General features: G+C 43.2%; 14 protein-coding genes and 1 pseudogene. 8 read left to right on the top strand and 7 right to left on the bottom strand.

Features of this window, described 5'->3' with window-relative positions; all coding sequences use genetic code 11:
• The first annotated feature begins 377 nt into the window (after positions 1–377).
• The 4 genes and pseudogenes from F6J90_RS18650 (at position 378) to F6J90_RS18635 (ending at position 5,138) form a co-directional block, all read left to right on the top strand.
• Entirely contained in the window at positions 378–1,583 is a 1,206-nt protein-coding gene (locus F6J90_RS18650) for a Coenzyme F420 hydrogenase/dehydrogenase, beta subunit C-terminal domain (protein WP_293096615.1), read from the top strand.
• A gap of 921 nt (positions 1,584–2,504) precedes the next feature.
• A complete protein-coding gene (locus tag F6J90_RS18645) occupies positions 2,505–2,960 on the top strand; it encodes a hypothetical protein (RefSeq protein ID WP_293096612.1) in 456 nt (151 codons plus the stop codon).
• 15 nt (positions 2,961–2,975) lie between these two features.
• Positions 2,976–3,638 (top strand): annotated as a pseudogene (locus F6J90_RS18640) (MBOAT family O-acyltransferase); the annotation flags it as partial.
• A 102-nt stretch (positions 3,639–3,740) separates the two neighbouring features.
• Positions 3,741–5,138, top strand: a complete 1,398-nt coding sequence (locus F6J90_RS18635; RefSeq protein ID WP_293096610.1) for a hypothetical protein — start codon at positions 3,741–3,743, stop codon at positions 5,136–5,138.
• Between the two features lie 108 nt (positions 5,139–5,246).
• On the opposite strand, the gene F6J90_RS18630 is transcribed toward F6J90_RS18635, so the two are convergent.
• From F6J90_RS18630 to F6J90_RS18615, 4 genes are all read right to left on the bottom strand, one after another.
• A complete protein-coding gene (locus F6J90_RS18630) occupies positions 5,247–5,492 on the bottom strand; it encodes a hypothetical protein (protein WP_293096607.1) in 246 nt (81 codons plus the stop codon).
• Between the two features lie 482 nt (positions 5,493–5,974).
• Positions 5,975–6,940 (bottom strand): alpha/beta hydrolase, encoded by a 966-nt coding sequence (locus F6J90_RS18625; RefSeq protein ID WP_293096604.1) that lies wholly within the window; start codon positions 6,938–6,940, stop codon positions 5,975–5,977.
• A 21-nt stretch (positions 6,941–6,961) separates the two neighbouring features.
• Positions 6,962–7,156, bottom strand: coding sequence for a hypothetical protein (locus F6J90_RS18620; protein ID WP_293096601.1), 195 nt, complete (start codon positions 7,154–7,156; stop codon positions 6,962–6,964).
• Entirely contained in the window at positions 7,149–7,769 is a 621-nt protein-coding gene (locus F6J90_RS18615; RefSeq protein WP_293096598.1) for a heme-binding protein, read from the bottom strand. The genes F6J90_RS18620 and F6J90_RS18615 overlap by 8 nt, the downstream gene beginning before the upstream one ends.
• Positions 7,770–8,039: 270 nt before the next feature.
• Between F6J90_RS18615 and F6J90_RS18610 the strand changes: the two genes are divergently transcribed.
• The gene (locus F6J90_RS18610; protein WP_293096595.1) at positions 8,040–8,513 is read left to right on the top strand and encodes an EVE domain-containing protein; all 474 of its coding nucleotides are present in this window, start codon (positions 8,040–8,042) and stop codon (positions 8,511–8,513) included.
• A 20-nt stretch (positions 8,514–8,533) separates the two neighbouring features.
• Positions 8,534–9,232 carry a YdcF family protein gene (locus tag F6J90_RS18605; protein ID WP_293096592.1) on the top strand — a complete coding sequence of 233 codons (699 nt, stop codon included), beginning with the start codon at positions 8,534–8,536 and terminating at the stop codon, positions 9,230–9,232.
• Positions 9,233–9,375: 143 nt separating this feature from the next.
• Here F6J90_RS18605 and F6J90_RS18600 read toward each other — a convergent pair whose 3' ends face one another.
• The 3 genes from F6J90_RS18600 to F6J90_RS18590 form a co-directional block, all read right to left on the bottom strand.
• Positions 9,376–11,133 carry a peroxidase family protein gene (locus tag F6J90_RS18600; RefSeq protein WP_293096589.1) on the bottom strand — a complete coding sequence of 586 codons (1,758 nt, stop codon included), beginning with the start codon at positions 11,131–11,133 and terminating at the stop codon, positions 9,376–9,378.
• Between the two features lie 315 nt (positions 11,134–11,448).
• Positions 11,449–12,741, bottom strand: a complete 1,293-nt coding sequence (locus F6J90_RS18595; protein WP_293096587.1) for a cytochrome P450 — start codon at positions 12,739–12,741, stop codon at positions 11,449–11,451.
• A 312-nt stretch (positions 12,742–13,053) separates the two neighbouring features.
• The gene (locus tag F6J90_RS18590; RefSeq protein ID WP_293096584.1) at positions 13,054–13,863 is read right to left on the bottom strand and encodes an SDR family oxidoreductase; all 810 of its coding nucleotides are present in this window, start codon (positions 13,861–13,863) and stop codon (positions 13,054–13,056) included.
• Between the two features lie 909 nt (positions 13,864–14,772).
• Here F6J90_RS18590 and F6J90_RS18585 point away from each other — a divergent pair.
• Together F6J90_RS18585 and F6J90_RS18580 are read left to right on the top strand one after the other, a co-directional pair.
• The gene (locus F6J90_RS18585; RefSeq protein ID WP_293096581.1) at positions 14,773–16,197 is read left to right on the top strand and encodes an NADH:flavin oxidoreductase; all 1,425 of its coding nucleotides are present in this window, start codon (positions 14,773–14,775) and stop codon (positions 16,195–16,197) included.
• Positions 16,198–16,524: 327 nt separating this feature from the next.
• Positions 16,525–17,736 carry a transposase gene (locus F6J90_RS18580; RefSeq protein ID WP_293096578.1) on the top strand — a complete coding sequence of 404 codons (1,212 nt, stop codon included), beginning with the start codon at positions 16,525–16,527 and terminating at the stop codon, positions 17,734–17,736.
• Positions 17,737–17,844 lie beyond the last annotated feature (108 nt).

Here is a 17,844-nt window from a genome sequence, read left to right as displayed (position 1 = left end):
CGCCCTGCGCCCCTACGGTGGTACTTTGATTGACCTGAGGGTCCAATTATCTCCCCTTCGTGCGATTGGCCGTAGGCCACGCTACGCGAACGCATGACTTGCTTTAGTAAAAATGTACCAAATAAGAGAAAATTAAGAGACAATCCGATCAGTGTTGGCAATCGAGATATGCGATGCGCGCGTATTGAGCCCCTAAGCGAACCCATTAACACTGCTGTCTATTGTGTTGGAATCGATAACCAAGATCCAAATTAACGCTGATGGCTGATAGCACCTCAAGTAGCGTGCGTGGCACAGGCTTCTAGCCTGTGATAAGTGCGCATTAGCTGACTTCTGAATGCTCACCATCGTGAGACAATAGACCATTAGTTAAGCAAATGACTTCAGTGACACCTCAACCTGCCAAACATAAAAAAGCGAGAGCCTTAAAACCAAGTAGCCGACGCCCTGCCAAGGAACTGTGTAGCGAGTGCGGGCTTTGTGATACATACTATATCCATTATGTCAAGGAAGCTTGTGCATTCTTAAACCAGCAAATAGCTGACTTGGAAACAAAAGCCCATGGACGTAGTCGCAATCTAGATCATCCAGATGATTGGTACTTTGGTGTTAACCAGAAGATGATCACGGCTAAGAAGATTAACCCCATAGAAGGGGCGCAGTGGACAGGAATTGTCAGTACCATTGCCATGGAAATGCTCAAGCAGGGTAAAGTTGAAGGTGTAGTCTGTGTCCAAAACACTAAAGAAGACCGCTTTCAGCCAATGCCGATCATTGCTCGTACCCCAGAGGAGGTGTTAGCAGCACGGGTGAATAAGCCTACCTTGTCTCCTAACCTCTCTGTGTTAGAGCAAGTGGAACAATCAGGGATGAAGCGATTATTAGTAATTGGTGTTGGCTGCCAAATCCAAGCATTGCGATCAGTGCAAAACGAACTCGGTTTAGAAAAACTCTATGTTTTAGGTACGCCCTGTGTAGATAATGTCAACCGTGAGGGGTTGCAAAAATTTCTGGAAACCACCAGCCGTTCACCAGAAACGGTGGTACATTACGAGTTTATGCAGGATTTCCGGATTCACTTTAAACATGAGGATGGCTCGATTGAGAAAATACCTTTCTTTGGCTTAAAAACTAATCAACTCAAAGATGTGTTTGCCTCCTCTTGTATGAGTTGTTTTGATTATGTAAACTCCCTAGCGGATTTAGTGGTAGGTTACATGGGAGCACCCTTTGGTTGGCAGTGGATTCTGGTTCGTAATGACATTGGGCAAGAAATGTTGGATTTGGTGCAAGACCAGTTGGAAACTCAACCAGTCATGTCAAAAGGCGATCGCAAACAGGCAGTGCAACAGAGTATTCCTGCCTATGACAAGGGAGTTACGTTACCGATGTGGGCAGCAAAAATGATGGGAGTGGTGATTGAAAAAATTGGTCCGAAAGGATTGGAGTATGCTCGTTTTTCCATTGACTCCCACTTCACCCGCAACTATTTATATTTAAAGCGCAATCATCCAGAAAAGTTAGAGGCACATGTGCCAGAGTATGCCAAGCGGATTGTAGAACAGTACAAGTTGCCAGAGTGAAAACTGAGTAAGCATTCAGCTATCAGCTATCAGCTAATGCGCTACTTGAGGTGCTACACCGAACAGCTTATGGGCGCTTCAAGCTACGGGAACAGCTTTTGAATAAAACAGGTAAGCATTTGTTTAATCTGAGTTACGGAAAGCTGTTCGCCCAGCGTGAGCCTTTAGCTCACGGCTGACGGCATTAGGCTGAATGCTTAAAAAACTCAGGGATTGGTGCGGTTCGGTAGGGTAAGCGATCGCGTGCCTTCCAACTCAGCTACGAGAGAAATTCTAGGTAATGGGTAATGGGTAATGGCGATGCTGATCAGCTAGCGATCGCAAAGGCTTGAGCTGAAATAACAACAATAGCAGCACGTAAGTATTCAGCCGTCAGCTGTCAGCCATCAGCTTCAAATAAACCTCGAACGGTAGAATTTAATAGTTCGAGATTAATCAGAATTGAAAGTCTGGAAAAAAGCCCATTGCGCATTGCGCATAAGCCCACGCTACGCGAACGGCGCACGCTACGCGAACAGCAGATGTAACAGAGATTAATCGAATGCTTACCTCTTTTATTCAAAAGCTGATAGCTGACGGCTGATAGCTGAATGCTTACAGCAGCACTAACTCAATCACCAATGACCAATGACCAAGCTGACGGCTAAATGCTTAGGAAAAGTCAGCAATTACTGTTGATTGGACAGGAGATCAGGGAACTCTATAAATGTAGACCATTAGATTGGTCAGTATCATCACTTATACCAAATCCGAGTTAAATACCCCCTTTTTAATTCAGCCCGAAGAAGCTTGTACAGACATAGCATGCTACGTCTCTACATTTCTATAGCCGCGACCTAAGCGTCGTCTGGGCGCTTAGGGAGGTTAGAGAAACAGATTTGGGATCACCCATACCCAGTTCCTGAAATCCACCAGTCTGTCATGCTGTTTAACTCCCCAGAATTTATCTTTCTGTTTTTACCCCTGACTCTGTTGTTCTTTTTCCTGCTGGGAATAAAGGGCTATTATCAAGGAGCAATAGCTTTTTTGGTAGCGGCATCCTTGTTATTCTATGCTTGGTGGAATCCACCCTACTTAGCATTGCTAATTTTTTCCATCTTCTTTAATTATACCGTCGTTTATGCTCTTTCTCAACGATTCATATTATCGGTTATAACGAAATTAATTCTAGTTTTAGTAATTGCCGTAAATTTGGCTATAATTGGTTATTTTAAATATGCTAACTTTTTCGTAGATAATGTCAGCGTTATCCTAGGTAAAACGTTTAATATAAATCCGATTATACTGCCCCTAGCCATCTCCTTTTTTACTTTCCAACAAATTGCATATCTAGTGGATGCTTACCGAGGCGAAACCAAAGACTATAGCTTTTCATAATACTGCCTCTTTGTTACCTTTTTTCCGCAATTAATTGCCGAACCAATTGTCCATCACAAAGAGGTAATGCCTCAGTTTGCAAATAAATCCATTTATCGGTTTAACCCTGAAGATCTGGCGGTGGGGGTCACTATTTTCTCCATAGGGTTAATCAAAAAAGTCTTGATTGCTGACACAGCTGCTGTTTATGCTAATCCAGTCTTTAATGCTGCTGCTTCAGGAGAATTACTCACCTTTTATGATGCTTGGAGTGGTGCCTTATTTTACACGTTCCAACTTTACTTCGATTTTTCCGGCTACTCTGACATGGCTATTGGTGCAGCACGGATGTTTGGTATTAAGCTACCACTCAACTTTAACTCTCCTTACAAAGCAGTAAACATCAGCGACTTTTGGCGTAGGTGGCATATTACCCTTTCTAACTTTCTGCGGGATTATCTCTATATTCCTCTCGGTGGTAATCGCAAAGGGGAATTGCGACGCAATCTCAATTTAATAATTACCATGCTGTTAGGTGGTCTTTGGCATGGTGCTGGGTGGACTGAGTGCATCTCAGTTTTGAAATTAGACAAAAATTCGGGCGAAAATTCCCGCGCCCGGGCCCCACACTCCCCACACTCCCCACACTCCCCACACTCCCCACACTCCCCACACTTGCGATATTTTTTACAAATATGAGATGCACCCGGGTGGACTTTCGTCTTGTGGGGAGGGTTACACGGAGTTTATTTATGTATCAATCATCAATGGCGAGCTTTTCGTCAATTCCTAGGACATGACTTGGAAAAGAGTAACTGGTGGAGTAGCACTCTTAGTTGTTTTATTACTTTTCTTGCTGTGGTATTCGGATGGGTTTTATTTCGTGCAGATAATCTTGATAGTGCAAGTGTCATCTTACAGACAATGGTCGGCGTAAATGGTATATCTTTGTCAGCATCAGTTGTGGAATCACAAAAAAAATTACTGATAATTTTGTTGCTGTTTATCTGGCTAATACCCAACTCTCAACAATGGATGGAACAGTATAAGCCAGCCTTGAATCTACCTTTAGTAAAAACTTCTTCAAGTTGGCGCAGTCAACTGTGGAAAAAGTCGCAGTGGCAACCTAATCAAAGCTTTGGGGTTATCCTGGCAGTAGTTTTATTTATTGTTATAAAAATTATTTTAACTGCACCTGATAGTGAGTTTTTGTACTTTAATTTTTTAAAAAATATGGCTTACCTAATATATTTTAAATCAATTTTTTGTGGATTGTTAATTAGTTGTCTAATTTTCCTGTTCGCTGTATTCTTACAAATTGGTGCTCCAACAGGGAGTTCTCGCTGGACTAACGAGATATACAATATCAAGTCCAATATCGCTAACTCTATAGAAACCCCTAAGTTAGTTATAGTTTCTGGCTCAAATGGTTTATTTGGCATTAGCTGTAGTCAGATAAATAAAGAGACGTTCGTCAGTTGTCTTAATGGAGGTACATATGCTGGACTTGGTATTGATTACATCTTGACTCGTGCTCGTTCCTGGCTCAAGCCTGGAGATTTAGTTCTTCTACCTCTGGAATATGAGCATTATACAGATGATGGTAAACCTACTGCTGCATTGATTGACTATCTCTTGGCTCGCGATCCGAAATATTTACTATCACTTAATTTAATTAATCAATTTCGTTTCATCAGTGGAATACCCTGGAAGCGTGTGGAAGAGGGAATCGTAGTTAAATTTAAAACCCCTCAGCCCTGGAATGACTCTTATCATTCTGAAACTATTAATAAGTATGGAGATGAAACAGCTAATCGAAAAGCTGATATGACCAAAAGACACATCAAAAAGATTGCCAAAACAAATCCCCTAAATCAGATAGGTGAATCTATAACTTCAAGTCATGGAATAAGCACCATAATTAAATTTATAAATTGGTGCAAAAACCATAATATTAAGGTGATAGCTACTTGGCCGAATACAATCTGGTTTGATGTTTATCAAGAACCTAGACACCAAGAGTTTTTTAAAAGTATAGAAGATTTTTATCAACGTCTGGGAGTTCCTATTCTTGGTAAGCCAGAAGATTTTATGTACGATAAATCGATGTTTTATGATACGATTTATCACCTTAATGATTTAGGTAAAAATCACAAAACTAAACAGCTTATAGATTTAATAAAACCCTATTTACTATGAAGATAAACTAAGCCAAAAGGCTCCCGTACTATGATATCTGTGGAGTTCAGAATTCAGAATTACGAATTGAGCTGGAAAATTATTGAACTCTGAACTCTTAATTCTGAATTAAGACCCCATTAATGAGTCTTTCGATTCTCCTGGTGATGCCCCTATTTCTTCAGTCAATTGAGAGAGTTGAGTCGTTTCTGATTTAGGAATAATCACCGACTCTATACTCTCCCCCTCATCCAGTCGTTTAGCCACTTCTAGAATTGTATCTGCGATCACTACCGGAATCCTTACTGCTTTCGTTTGACCCAGATTCCACTTCGGCTTCCGACCACTATTTTCTCGATAACCACCACGGGGCATAACTTTACCTCACCTCTGAATCTGAAATAGTACGTTTTCCTTATATTTTACAATCTTCGGTTACTTAAATAGCTAGAGCTTGTAACACTTAACTAGTTAGTGATTTTTAGACAAAACCTGGTAATTGTAATTTTTTTTAGCTATTCCGGAGTTTTTATGCTAAAATAACCCTATAAATTTCAGCCAATGAGGTCTCCTAACCGGAAACTCCCAAAATTTCTGAAGTCGCTTTAACTGATATCTTGCACCATTGTTAGTAACCGTAGGCTAGAAAGAAACTTGAGTCCACTTAGGTGGACTTGGTTCGTCTAGCCAAAGACTTTAGCCTGAGAGCCTAGATTCCGGACTTGAGGAATGGTGTATATATCGATTGCCAATAATTAGCGTTTGTTACCTAGATTAAGGGGATATCATAGTCTGTTATTCTTTCCTCATCTGTAGCTGATATCCCGATCTCCCCATCACCTGATCTGATCACCTGATCACTTTTCTTGCCAGACTTTTAGCCAATTAGTTAGTGCTTGGGGCATTTCTGGATCTAGGGGTCGTTTCATAGCAGTAACAAAATCCTCATCTGGGTCACCTAGTCTTCTGAAGCTGTGATCCAATCCAGGAAAAATATGAGTTGTCACATTCCTATTACCAGCATCGATAAGTGCTTGCTGCATTTGTTGAGCTTCTTCTGGAGGTGTATTGTGATCTAAGGCACCATGTAAAATTAGTACTGGGCATTTGACCTTGTCCACAAATAAATAGGGAGGATTGTCAAAATGCTCTTTGCCCGGCGGTAGGTAATAATTAAAAGACCAATCTTCATCTCCGATGCGAAAGAACTCTTCACCCCTTTTTGCGCTAGCATAAATTTCATCAATCTGTTTGTATATCCAATAAATTAATGGCATATTTTCCTTTAATTTTTTGATAGTTGTACTATCTAATTTTTCAAAGGCTTCGGCTTGCCATTTGATTATCCCTTCTAGGTTGTTATAAATGCCACCTTGCCAAACAAAAAAATTAATGTCTGGGTCAGAAGCTGCCAAAATTAAAGCAATTACAGCCCCTTCACTTTGACCAAGAACTCCGATTCTACTGGTGTCAATCTCAGGAATACTCCGCATCCATTGCAATGCCATCCGAGCATCATCTACCAAGTCAAACAGCCCAGTAGTATTAAAATTTCCTTCGCTTTGACCACATCCTCGCTTATCATATCTAAATGTCGCTATCCCGATTTCCTCCAAAATTCTAGCTTCATCCCGGAACAGGTTTCGCTCTGGTAATGGTTTAGGAAACCAATCGGTTTTTGAATTATCTAGATTTCCGTCTCTTGTCTGAGGAAAAGACCCGCCAATGAATAGGCAAGCGGAGGGGTTTTCCACACCTTCTGGTAGGGTAAGTGTTCCATAAATCCTTGCACCCTTGGATTCAAATAATTCTTGTCTTTCCATTTTAAAAAAATCCTGATCACTCTAACTATCATTATTGGTAGCAGGAAGAAAGTCAATTGATAGTAAGCTATCAGCTATCAGCGTGTCGCGTATCAGCTTTTTAATAAAACAGGTAAGCATTCGTTTAATCTCTGTTAAGTCTACTGACGGCTGACCGCTGACCCCTGTTCCCGTAGCGTGGGCGTAGCGCATATGCTTACAATTGATATTAGTCATTTACTGGTCGAATCGGAACTTGAACTTCACTGCGCTTTAGGGGTTCCGGGACGAAGGGAGAATCATAGAAAAAGCGACGGGGTGTACCAACAACGGTATACTCCGAGTGTTGGGCTAACCATTCCTTCAACTGCTCAATACTTTGTTGGTAGCTCAGATAACTATAGCTACCTTTCATCCCAAGGCTGACTACTGTCATCGGTGGTATGTCTTCTACCTTAATATTCCCTTCAATCTGCTCAGGAGTGATATTACGACGGTTGTATAGAAATGATACATAGGCAACACCAAGCTGAGCAAGGGAACCTCCCTGGCTAGTTTCCAGGGTACTGATAGGATAACGAGTCTCTACCGGAGCAGTCATGGAAATATCGTTAGAGCTAATATGGCGGTACAGGGAGCCAAAAGCACGATTAGCTGCCTCAGACAGCTCCCCAGAATAGGCTACTGTGGCAGCGCGATAGGCAGGGTAGTGTTTGATTTCGATTTTGCCAGCTGGGGTAGGAGGTGGAAACCCTTCTGGTAGGGGAGCAGAGGCAGCACTGAACACTCTCCATCCCAGTAAGACAATTGCCAGTAAGCCTACAGGCAAGATAAATTTGGATAGCTTCATCAGGGAGTAAAATTAACTAACAGTGGAATACTACGCCTTGTTTAGGAAGTTCAAGATCATTATAGTTATAGGACGAAGGAAAAATTACGAATAACAAAAAGCGACTTGAGCATAAACCAAGTAACTAACCGGACTTGATCAGCATTTCCAAATAGATCAGGAAACCAAATCCTGATTTAGAAAAAGACCAAAAAATCATCGGATTGTCTTGATGCAGTCGCTTTTTTGCTCAATACTAGTTTCACATCTCCTTTTAAAACCCTATAACTAATGAATTACTGGTTGATGAAGTCGGAACCACAAGTCTATAGCATCACTGATCTGGAAAAAGAAGGGAAAACAATTTGGGATGGTGTTCGTAATTACCAAGCTCGAAACTTTCTGCGTGAAATGAAGGAGGGAGACTTGGCTTTTTTCTACCATTCCAACACCAAACCCCCTGGAATTGTGGGCTTAATGGAAATTGTTAAAAGTGAAGTAGTTGACCCAACTCAGTTTGACAAAACTAGCCCTTACTACGACCCCAAATCAAGTGTTGAATCTCCTCGTTGGCATACTGTGCTAGTGCAATTTGTCGAGGTTTTTCCCCATTTGCTAGAGCTTTCAACCCTTAAACAGGAATTTAGCGACCAAGAGCTATGGGTGACCAGACGTGGAAATCGCCTCTCGGTGATGCCAGTTTCTCAGGCAGTAGCTCATAAAATTATAGGTATCACTCAAGCCAAAAATCCAAGTCAAAGGTAATATTTCAGGCCGATGAATGAATGATCAACTTGTCACGAGCAGTAGAATGGCGAAGACGCCTAAGACTTTGGGGGTTATTAACCCTAGCACTGTTCTTGTGTGGCTGGCTGCTAATTAATACTCTGAGATTGAACGCAGCAGCATCAGCACCCGTGGATACCTTCTTTGTGCTAGGGGGGAGTATTCGTCGAGAAATGCATGTTGCTGAATTAGCCAAACAGTACCCAGACCAGCGAATTCTGATTTCTCATGGATCCCCAGACCCCTGCATTTGGCTAATTTTTCAGCGGGAGATGGCATCTTCGGAACAGGTTTGGTTAGAAAAGTGTGCCAATTCTACCTTTGGTAACTTTTTCTTTAGTATCCCAATTTTCCGACGGTGGGGTGTTCGTAAGGTCCAGTTAATTACCTCTGGCACCCATCTACCACGGGCTCAGTGGATGGGGCAAATTCTTCTGGGAGCTCATGGGATTTGGGTAGACACAGAGTTGGTGCAAGAGAAAGGTATTCCTGGTAATTTAGAATCCCCTCTCAAAACTGGGATAGACATTGCTCGCAGCTTGGTTTGGGCGCTGCTGTCTCAAGTCATTCAACCCCGATGCTCTGATCTAATCCAGCTCACGGATGTAGACATGAAGGCTTGGCGTGAGTCGGGTTTCAAGTGTGAGCGTCAGGGGGGAATTTCCTCAGGTGCGACCCGTGGCGAATTTAATAATTAGATGCGGAAAGCGCACCTAGGGAGATTTGACCTCTACTGTTAGCGGTGCAAACCAGGAGCAGCAAGATTCGTCGTTGAAACAAAAATCCCCGTCTCTGAGCGAGCGGGGAGTATCAACTTTAACCCAAAGGTTCAACTAGGCCATTATTTGACTATGCGTTTCCAGGGAGCAAAGCCATTTTCAACACCCTCAAGACTAGCAGCTAAGCTGGGGTAATGTCGGAGCAGAATACTTATGAAAGTGTTCTTGTCAATCCAGTCCAGACCAAATTGAGTATAGATTTCGGCAGTGTAATCCTTAGTAAAGAAGCGATCGCTTTTCAGTCGTCGGGATGCCATCAGAATGAATATCCGAAAGGCGGTATCGCTGAAACCAAATCCCTTAGGAGGATTTTCAGCAAACATACCTATCATTAGGTCTACACTATCGATATCATTGTTGTAAACCTCCCGCAATTCTTTCGCCCATTCTGGCTTCTCAGTGATTTCCTCGAAGGATTTAACTCGACCGCGACCAATCAGTTCCCGGAACTGGTTGTAGCGGGGAACTCCTCGCTCCCGATCTCGCAGGATATCTACAGCAGCTAAGTCAAATACTTCACCGTTGTCCCTCACTAGCTGCTGCAATTTCTTGGGATAATTGTAAAGGGTGACAGCACCTGGGTGGCTGATTCCAAAAGAGTAGAATAAATCAGCTATATCTACCTGTTCTATAATGGCCCGTGAGCGCTTGCCAGAAACTTCAAAAAAGTCTTTTGTCAGCAGCTCTTTACCGTCTTTAACCGAGTAAAACTGGAATTCATCGGGGATGAGGGGATGCATCCGATACACAGAAACGAATTCTTCGGTGAGGTAGTAGGGAGCAGTATGGTGGTCAGTAGATGAGCCAACAATGCCGCTGACTACTTCATTGTCCCCAATACGCCCAAAGCGATTTTTGAATTCCTGACCCAACATACCCCACCAATTCGCTCTCATGGCAACTTGCAAGGCGGGATGTCCCAGGATGCCCGGAGTCCATTCCACAGTATGAATTTTAGCTAGCAAGGCAGCATTAATCAGTCGAGCGTGGTCGAACAGGTCATCATCTGTCCAGTCAGGATATTGTTTTTTCAGATGATCACAGATAGTGTTGTGCTCTTTGACGAACAGGATATGCAACATGCTCAGTCCTATCCACCAGTTATCGTCAAAGCCCACAATATCGATTCCGTTCTCTGGGTTGACAGGTAACAAACCGTCATCACCAATGATCATCTTACCATCGACATGGCTACGCACCTTATCGATAGTTTCCTGATAACTGCCATAGATTTGGGAAGCATCCCACCAGTGAGTTTCTCGGTTGATAAAGGTTGGCGGATTGTTGGTATCGTCTTCAGAACGAGTGGGGTCTTTTGGAGTTTTTTCAATTTCCAGAGGTCGGTACTCTTCTGGCCAGGGGTCATCCTGTTCCAGAGGAATCTCGATTTTCTCCTGGGACTCATTATAGCCATGAGAAAACCAATCGTGGGTCTGGAATTGAATCCAGGCTGCAGCTGTTAGGTTTAAGGTCGAAGCTGGGACAAATTCATCCCGGGTCAATAACTTCCGACTGATCGTACGGGGGTTGGGATTGAGTAAATTCTTTTCGTCGGGGTAACCGTCTTTCAGGGGTACATTGCGTCCAAAGCGGGTGCCAGCCATCCCCATTTTGGGATCATTGGGGTCATTAAATGAACCATCCGCTGTACGAATTTTAAGATGGCGACCATCAGGACTAGGAGTGGGTTCAGGGGGCTCCCCTTTTGTGGGTAATTGGGAGGTATCGTGCAGGTTTTCTTCCCGCAAATTATCCCGGAATTTATTTAATTTTAACAGGGCTAGAGGAGTAGGAAACTCATGCCAAGGTTTCTTTGTCATTGTGCTAATTCCTTTAGTTTTTATTACCGAGGTATTTAGTGTTTTAGGTTGGGAGTGTCAGGAATTCCGGTCAGAGCTTACTGCTCACTCCTAAGCTATGGTGAATAGGACTGAGCATGATCTTAATTAATCCTTAATTCACCGTTGTCTAGCTCTTTCTATTTCTTAGTTTTTTATGTTTATCATAACTCATTAATTTATAAATTAAAGAGGATTGACTAATAAATCTAGTGTTGTATAATTTACAGGGATTGACAGTACCCATCTGGGGTACTCTTTGCTGATCACTCAACTGTCAATTAATTTCACAAGCCGTCAAGGGTTAACAAATTGGATATCCTTTTCTGGGAAGTAGGCTGGTAGAGGGTCTCGGGAGAGTGCATTGGTTTTGGATGTCAGCTGCTGCTGGTCTAGGAGAATTGCGATCGCACTCTTACACACAAACAGGATCAAATCCCTTCCGGGGCAAGTACGAGATCCTCTCAGAAACAAATTGGAGTAAGTCGAATTGTCCTGCTCGGTCGGATCTAGCCACCGTTGAGGTACAAACGAATCCGTGGATGGGTCTTTAGACCGGTCCCGTTGCATGATTGGGAAAAATTGCAGAATTTCCATGTCTGGGGGAATACGGGTGTTATTAAACCTGTCCCCAGCTGTTGTGATGTGAAAGGTTCTGGTCACTGGAGGGAACAAACGACCAGTTTCCAACAAACAAGCTTCCAAATAGCTGAGCTTAGCAATTGTTGAGGCTTGCTCCAAGGAACCCGTTTCCTTGATTTCCTGTCGCACTCGTTCGAGCACCTCTGGTCTAGAGGTAATCAGAGTCAGGGTTCTCGCCAGCAAGTCAGTCCCTGAACCAGTAAAAGTAAACATCCAGTGGGGGATTTGTTGCAGGAGTTCCTCTTCGGTAGTGTAGGGCTTTATGCCATGAGCCATAGACAACAGGGAGGGCTTTTCAGAGGCTTCGCTGCCTTCCCAAAGCTGCTCAAGAGTTTCATAGAATTTTTCTAAACGCTTAGTTTCAAACCTTCCCAATACAATCCGCTTGATCGGATTTCCCACCATTGAGAATAACACCTGTATATCCTTGATCAACCGCTCAGGAGCAACATTTTCCCCAAATACGATGCCAAGCATTGCCTCACCCATACATTTCCGGATATCCTCAATGTTGGACACTGGCTTTGAAAAAGCATGATGTACCTGTTCGAGGAAAGCCTGTTGGTACTGGTGCTGGGAACCTGTGCCAAGCACTCCCTCGTTATAAGGTCTCAGGCGCTGCCACTGCTGATCATGGCTGATAGTGAGGGCGTTGGGGGCAAGAAAAGACATACCATCCTTCTTGAGATTGCCTTCGATATAGCCTTGGCTGTCTGGTGGGTCTTGTAAAATGCGGTCTGATAAGTCACGCCCAGATACTAGCAAGACTTTCTTGAGAAGAAAGTTTAGAATGACATTTTTACTACCATAGCGTTTGATTACATCACCAATCCAACCCCCTAATACTTTTTCAAGGTCGAAACCACGGGGGTTACGGATAAAGCCACTGGCTAGATTACCCAGAAGCCGTAACAAGTCGAGTACATTGGTAGAAGGGTAGGTGTTCATTATTCATTGCTCATTGTTTTCTTTACAAATCTTACTTGAGGCTTTCCAGCAGACTTATCCATTGCTTGTATTTTCCTTAAGGCTATCAGCTTAAGCTATAATTTCTCACTGAGAGTATTGATTATTCATAATTCTCCCGATCACCCGATTAGCTAGATCACCGGATCAAGCCATGACCGGATCAAGCCATGACCGGATCAGGCCATGACCAGATCACCTACACAATAGTAAAGAATCAACAATTCTTATTATTAGCCCATCACTTCATCATCCCATCACACCATCACCTGATTTCATCACTGGGCCTGAGAACTAGTGGCTCCTTTCTTGCATGCTTCTCACCACTTGGGTTACTAGATTTCGGGGCATAAATCTTATACTCAGGGCAAGCAACTGGTTTTTGAGACCAGGGACAATAACAGTTCGATTTTTCATCAGACCAAGATAGCCAATCCTAGCAACAGTTTCAGCATTCATAATCTTTTGTCCACTAACCAGCTTAGAGTCTTCCATGTTTGCCCGAGCTTGAAAACCCGATTCTGTTGGTCCTGGGCACAGAGTAGTTACCGTCACCCCTGAACCCTTGAGTTCATTGGCAATTGCCTCAGAAAAGGATAGGACATAGGCTTTCGTCCCATAATAGACTGCCATCAACGGACCAGGCTGAAACGCTGCGGTGGAGGCAATATTTAAAATTTTTCCATACTGTTGTTGCACCATAGCTGGCACAAATAATTTGGTCAAATGGGTCAGGGCTACTATGTTTAGCTGCATCATGGCTAGTTCAGTAGCCAGGTCTGTTTCAGCAAAAGGTCCATAGGTAGCGAATCCCGCGTTGTTGACTAGTGCATCAACCTTGGTACCTTCCTCTTGCAGCTGGTCAAAGATCTCCTGTGCAGCTCCTGGAACTGACAAATCCTTCGGAATAACCCTGACGAATGTCCCAAATTTTTCCCTAAAATCCTCGGCCAGTTGAGATAGTTTCGACTCACTTCTGGCCACTAGTACTAACTTGTAGCCATCGCGAGCAAATAACTTGGTAAATTCATAACCAATTCCACTGGATGCACCAGTAATCAGAGCCGTTTTCGGACGATCATTTACCTGATTTTTTAGATTCATTTGAGGTGTATGTTTACAAAAATTAACCCAGTAAATCTTGAAGAATTATTTCGATAGCCTTTCCAAAGGAATTGGAAACAAGGATTAGAGTTTTTTCATTACAAAAAATCCCTAGATACTTGATTACCTCTAGCATGCATGCCTCTTGCCTCTTGCCTTTCCCTAAGGGATTATGTTCACAACTCAAATGGAAATGCTATGTAGGTTATAGTTATCCACTAGTAGTTGTAACTTAAATTACATTTTAAGCAGATCACCAGATCCTAGGGCAATGAAAAATCAAACCAATGAAGCACACAGAGGGACTCTAGTTGAGGTATAGCATACTTTTGAGAAATTTAGGGAGAATGGGGGCGCTAGCTGAGGTAGGTGGTTCAGCTGCCAAAAATCTCTCTATTGCCTTGATAGTTATCCTCACAGGGAGCTTTTCCAAAACCGGATTGTTGTTAAAAAACTTAATAATCCTGAAATATCAATGGTCGTCAAGTCATAATGGAAAGTGTTGGAAATTATAGTTTTTCGAGGAGAGACTTAACAAGATCCAACTGGGGAGCAATATTTTGTCAGGACTTACCCAAAATTGGCGAACAAACGCCCTTATACAAATTTGTGATAGTTCAATGACTCCTCCCCCAACCTAAAGCAAGGGGATGGGGTCAAAGGGGATAGTCACTGACAGTAATTTATTCCTAGCCTAGGGACAGCGCATAGCAGAGAATCGGGCATCAGACCAAATAATCGTCACAAAATAGAAAGGACAAAAGACAAATGACATCCTTATTGTTATTTACTCTCAATAAGAGCATTAAATAGTTTTCCTAAAAAAATATTCGGCCAGCATCTGGAATGCTAGGCATTGAGCTTGTAGCTTGCTTTATTCCAACAAAAGCCAAGATTCAACTAAATCAAATGGAAAAGGATATAATTTTTGAACCTTTGGAGTTCCGGAACTTGACCCTAAAGAATCGGATCTTTCGTTCTAATATCTCTGGTCGATTTGACAACTATGATGGTTCCGGTAACCAGGCACGGATCAATTGGGAAGAGAAATTTGCCCGAGGCGGCGTCGGTGCAATCGTCTCTTCCTTTACACCCGTCCAAATCCGAGGACGAATTTTACCTAACTATGCCACGATTGACCGGGATGATCGAATTCCTTTCTGGCGCAAGGTGGGCGAGAAAGTTCATGAATATGACTGTAAGTTTTTGATGCAACTGAGCCACTCTGGTCGTCAGCGGGATGTTGGTGGTGTGGAGAATTTGTATAATAAGGGTCTTAGTTCAACCAGTGAAACTGAGTCATTTCATGGGCTGGAGTGTCAGGCAATGACACGCAAGGAAATCAAGGAAATGATTCAGGCATTCGCTGATGGTGCCAGACGAGCTCGTGAGGCAGGACTTGATGGCGTAGAACTGCACAGTGCCAATGGCTATCTGATTACCCAATTTTTGAGTTCAGGCATCAACGACCGCAAGGATGAGTATGGCGGTTCTCTGGAAAATCGAGCTCGTTTCTTGCTGGAGATTATCCAGGCAATACGCAAAGAGGTAGGAAATGATTTTCACCTCCAGGCAAAAATCAGTGCAGTGGAATACAACGATGCTGTGATTCCTTGGGACAAGCCTGGAAATACCCTGGAAGACTCTATCCAAATCTGCAAGTGGGTGGAGGAAGCTGGAGCAGATGCGCTTCATATATCCACTGGAAGCTTATTTCCCCACCCGTTGAACCCACCCGGTGAGTTTCCCCAGGACGAAGCATCCCGATGGTACGAGATCATGCTCGGAAGCGGTATCTATACCTTCCGCAATTACTTACTGTTCCGGTATCGATTCCTATTTCCCCTCTTCTTGTTCTTATGGAACCGAGTTTACAGAAAGGATCGGACTCAGCCGATTATCGGCAAAGATGTACAGGATAAAGCCTTGGACGACTCCTTCCGGGAGTTTGTATCAAGTCAAACCATGCAAGAACTCCTAGATAAATACCAAGGTATTAGCATCAGTGATGCTAGGGAAATCAAAAAGCATGTGAATATCCCAGTCATCTGCACGGGAGGTTTTCAGCAAGCATCTTACATCCGCGAGGCGATTAGTGAAGGATTCTGTGATGCAGTTAGTATCGCCCGTCCTCTGGTTGCTAATAATGACCTAGTCCAGCAGTTTCAGCAAGGAAAAGACCTGCCAGACCGACCCTGCACCTACTGCAACAGGTGCTTGTTCAATGCCCTACAAAACCCTCTAGGCTGCTACGATGTGCGCCGATATAATGACGACCACGACAAAATGATTAAACAGGTGATGACTGTATTTGACCCACCGCCATTCTCCTAATTCTTGATTATCTTTGTCAACAACGAAGAATAAAAACCTCTTCTAAGAAACAGAAATGTTTCTTTACAAAAATCCCCCAAGCCGAAAGCCCCGTGTCTTTAGACCGGGTCAGAAGTTACTGCAAGAAGAGGGTCGCCTTTATAGTTGGCAGTCTGTGAGTTAAGGGTTAAATATGCATGTAGTAAGGCGACCCTCTTCTAAGGTTTCATCTCCGGGATGAAGGCGCTTCAGCGGCTTGACGCGCCATGAAGAAAATATCTGATAATAATTCAAACTTTGTCGCTGGCTGTGGTACTATAAAACAGTAACGGAGAAGGTCGATATCCGATGATCATAATTGAGTTCAAAGCCTACGGCAAAAAGCACCAATACCAAGCCATTGATGAGGCTATTCGGACGGTTAGATTTATCCGCAATAGCTGCATCAGGCTATGGATGGACAACAAAGGAACGGGAAAGTATGACCTTAGCAAATACTGCAAGGTCTTGGCTAAACAATTCTCATTTGCTAATGAACTGAACTCTACTGCCCGTCAAGCGGCTGCTGAGAGGGCATGGTCATCAATCGCCCGTTTCTACGACAATTGCCAGAAAAAAGTACCTGGCAAAAAGGGCTTTCCTAAGTTCCAGAAGCACTGTCGCTCAGTTGAGTATAAGCAGTCTGGTTGGAAGTTATCCCCCGACAATAAGTCGATCATATTTAGCGATAAAAAGGGTATCGGAAAACTCAAACTCAAAGGTAAATGGCATGTATGGCGCTTCGATAAGAAGCAAATTAAGCGGGTTCGGATAGTCCGACGAGCTGACGGGTACTATGTTCAGTTCTGTGTTTCAGTTGAAATTAACGAAAAACTAAAACCAACTGGAAATACTGTTGGCCTAGATGTTGGGCTAAAGAACTTTTATACAGATTCTGATGGGAATGTCGAACCTAACCCTCGTTTTTATCGAACAGGTGAAAAACGCTTAAAGTTTTATCAACGTCGATTTTTTCGGAAAAAGAAAGGCTCATCCAACCGTAGTAAAGCTATTAATAAACTAGGCAGAGCACACCTTAAAATAAGTAGGCAGCGTGAAGAACACGCCAAGAGACTGGCGCGTTGCGTAATCCAATCTAATGACTTGGTCGCCTACGAAGATTTAAGGGTAAAAAATTTGGTTAAAAACCACTGTCTTGCTAAGTCTATTAATGATGCAGGTTGGTATCAATTTCGGAAATGGTTGGAGCATTTTGGTACTAAGTTCGGCAGGAGCACTGTTGCAGTTAACCCTGCCTACACAAGCCAAAATTGTTCCCAGTGTAGCGAGGTAGTGAAAAAGTCCTTATCGACTAGGACTCACACCTGCAAATGTGGTTGCCAATTAGATAGAGACCACAACGCTGCAATAAACATCCTCGAAAGAGCTTTAAGTACGGCAGGGCATGTCGGAACTTGGATCATTGATCCGAACGCTTGCGGAGATTTGGCCTCTACTGTTCTTGGTTCCGACCAGGTTGAGCAAGCCGGGTCTATGAAGCAAGAATCCCCGCGCCTTTAGGCCGGGGAGTGTCAAGGTACATAGGTTGAGGGGGCACGGCTGTGTACCCCTACAAATGGCGTTCATTTTTGGATACAAGGGTAAGTCCTGATTTATTGAGGACTGAGC

Source organism: Moorena sp. SIOASIH (genome assembly GCF_010671925.1).
Taxonomy (GTDB): Bacteria; Cyanobacteriota; Cyanobacteriia; order Cyanobacteriales; family Coleofasciculaceae; genus Moorena.
This window is presented reverse-complemented; position numbering and strand designations above follow the sequence as displayed.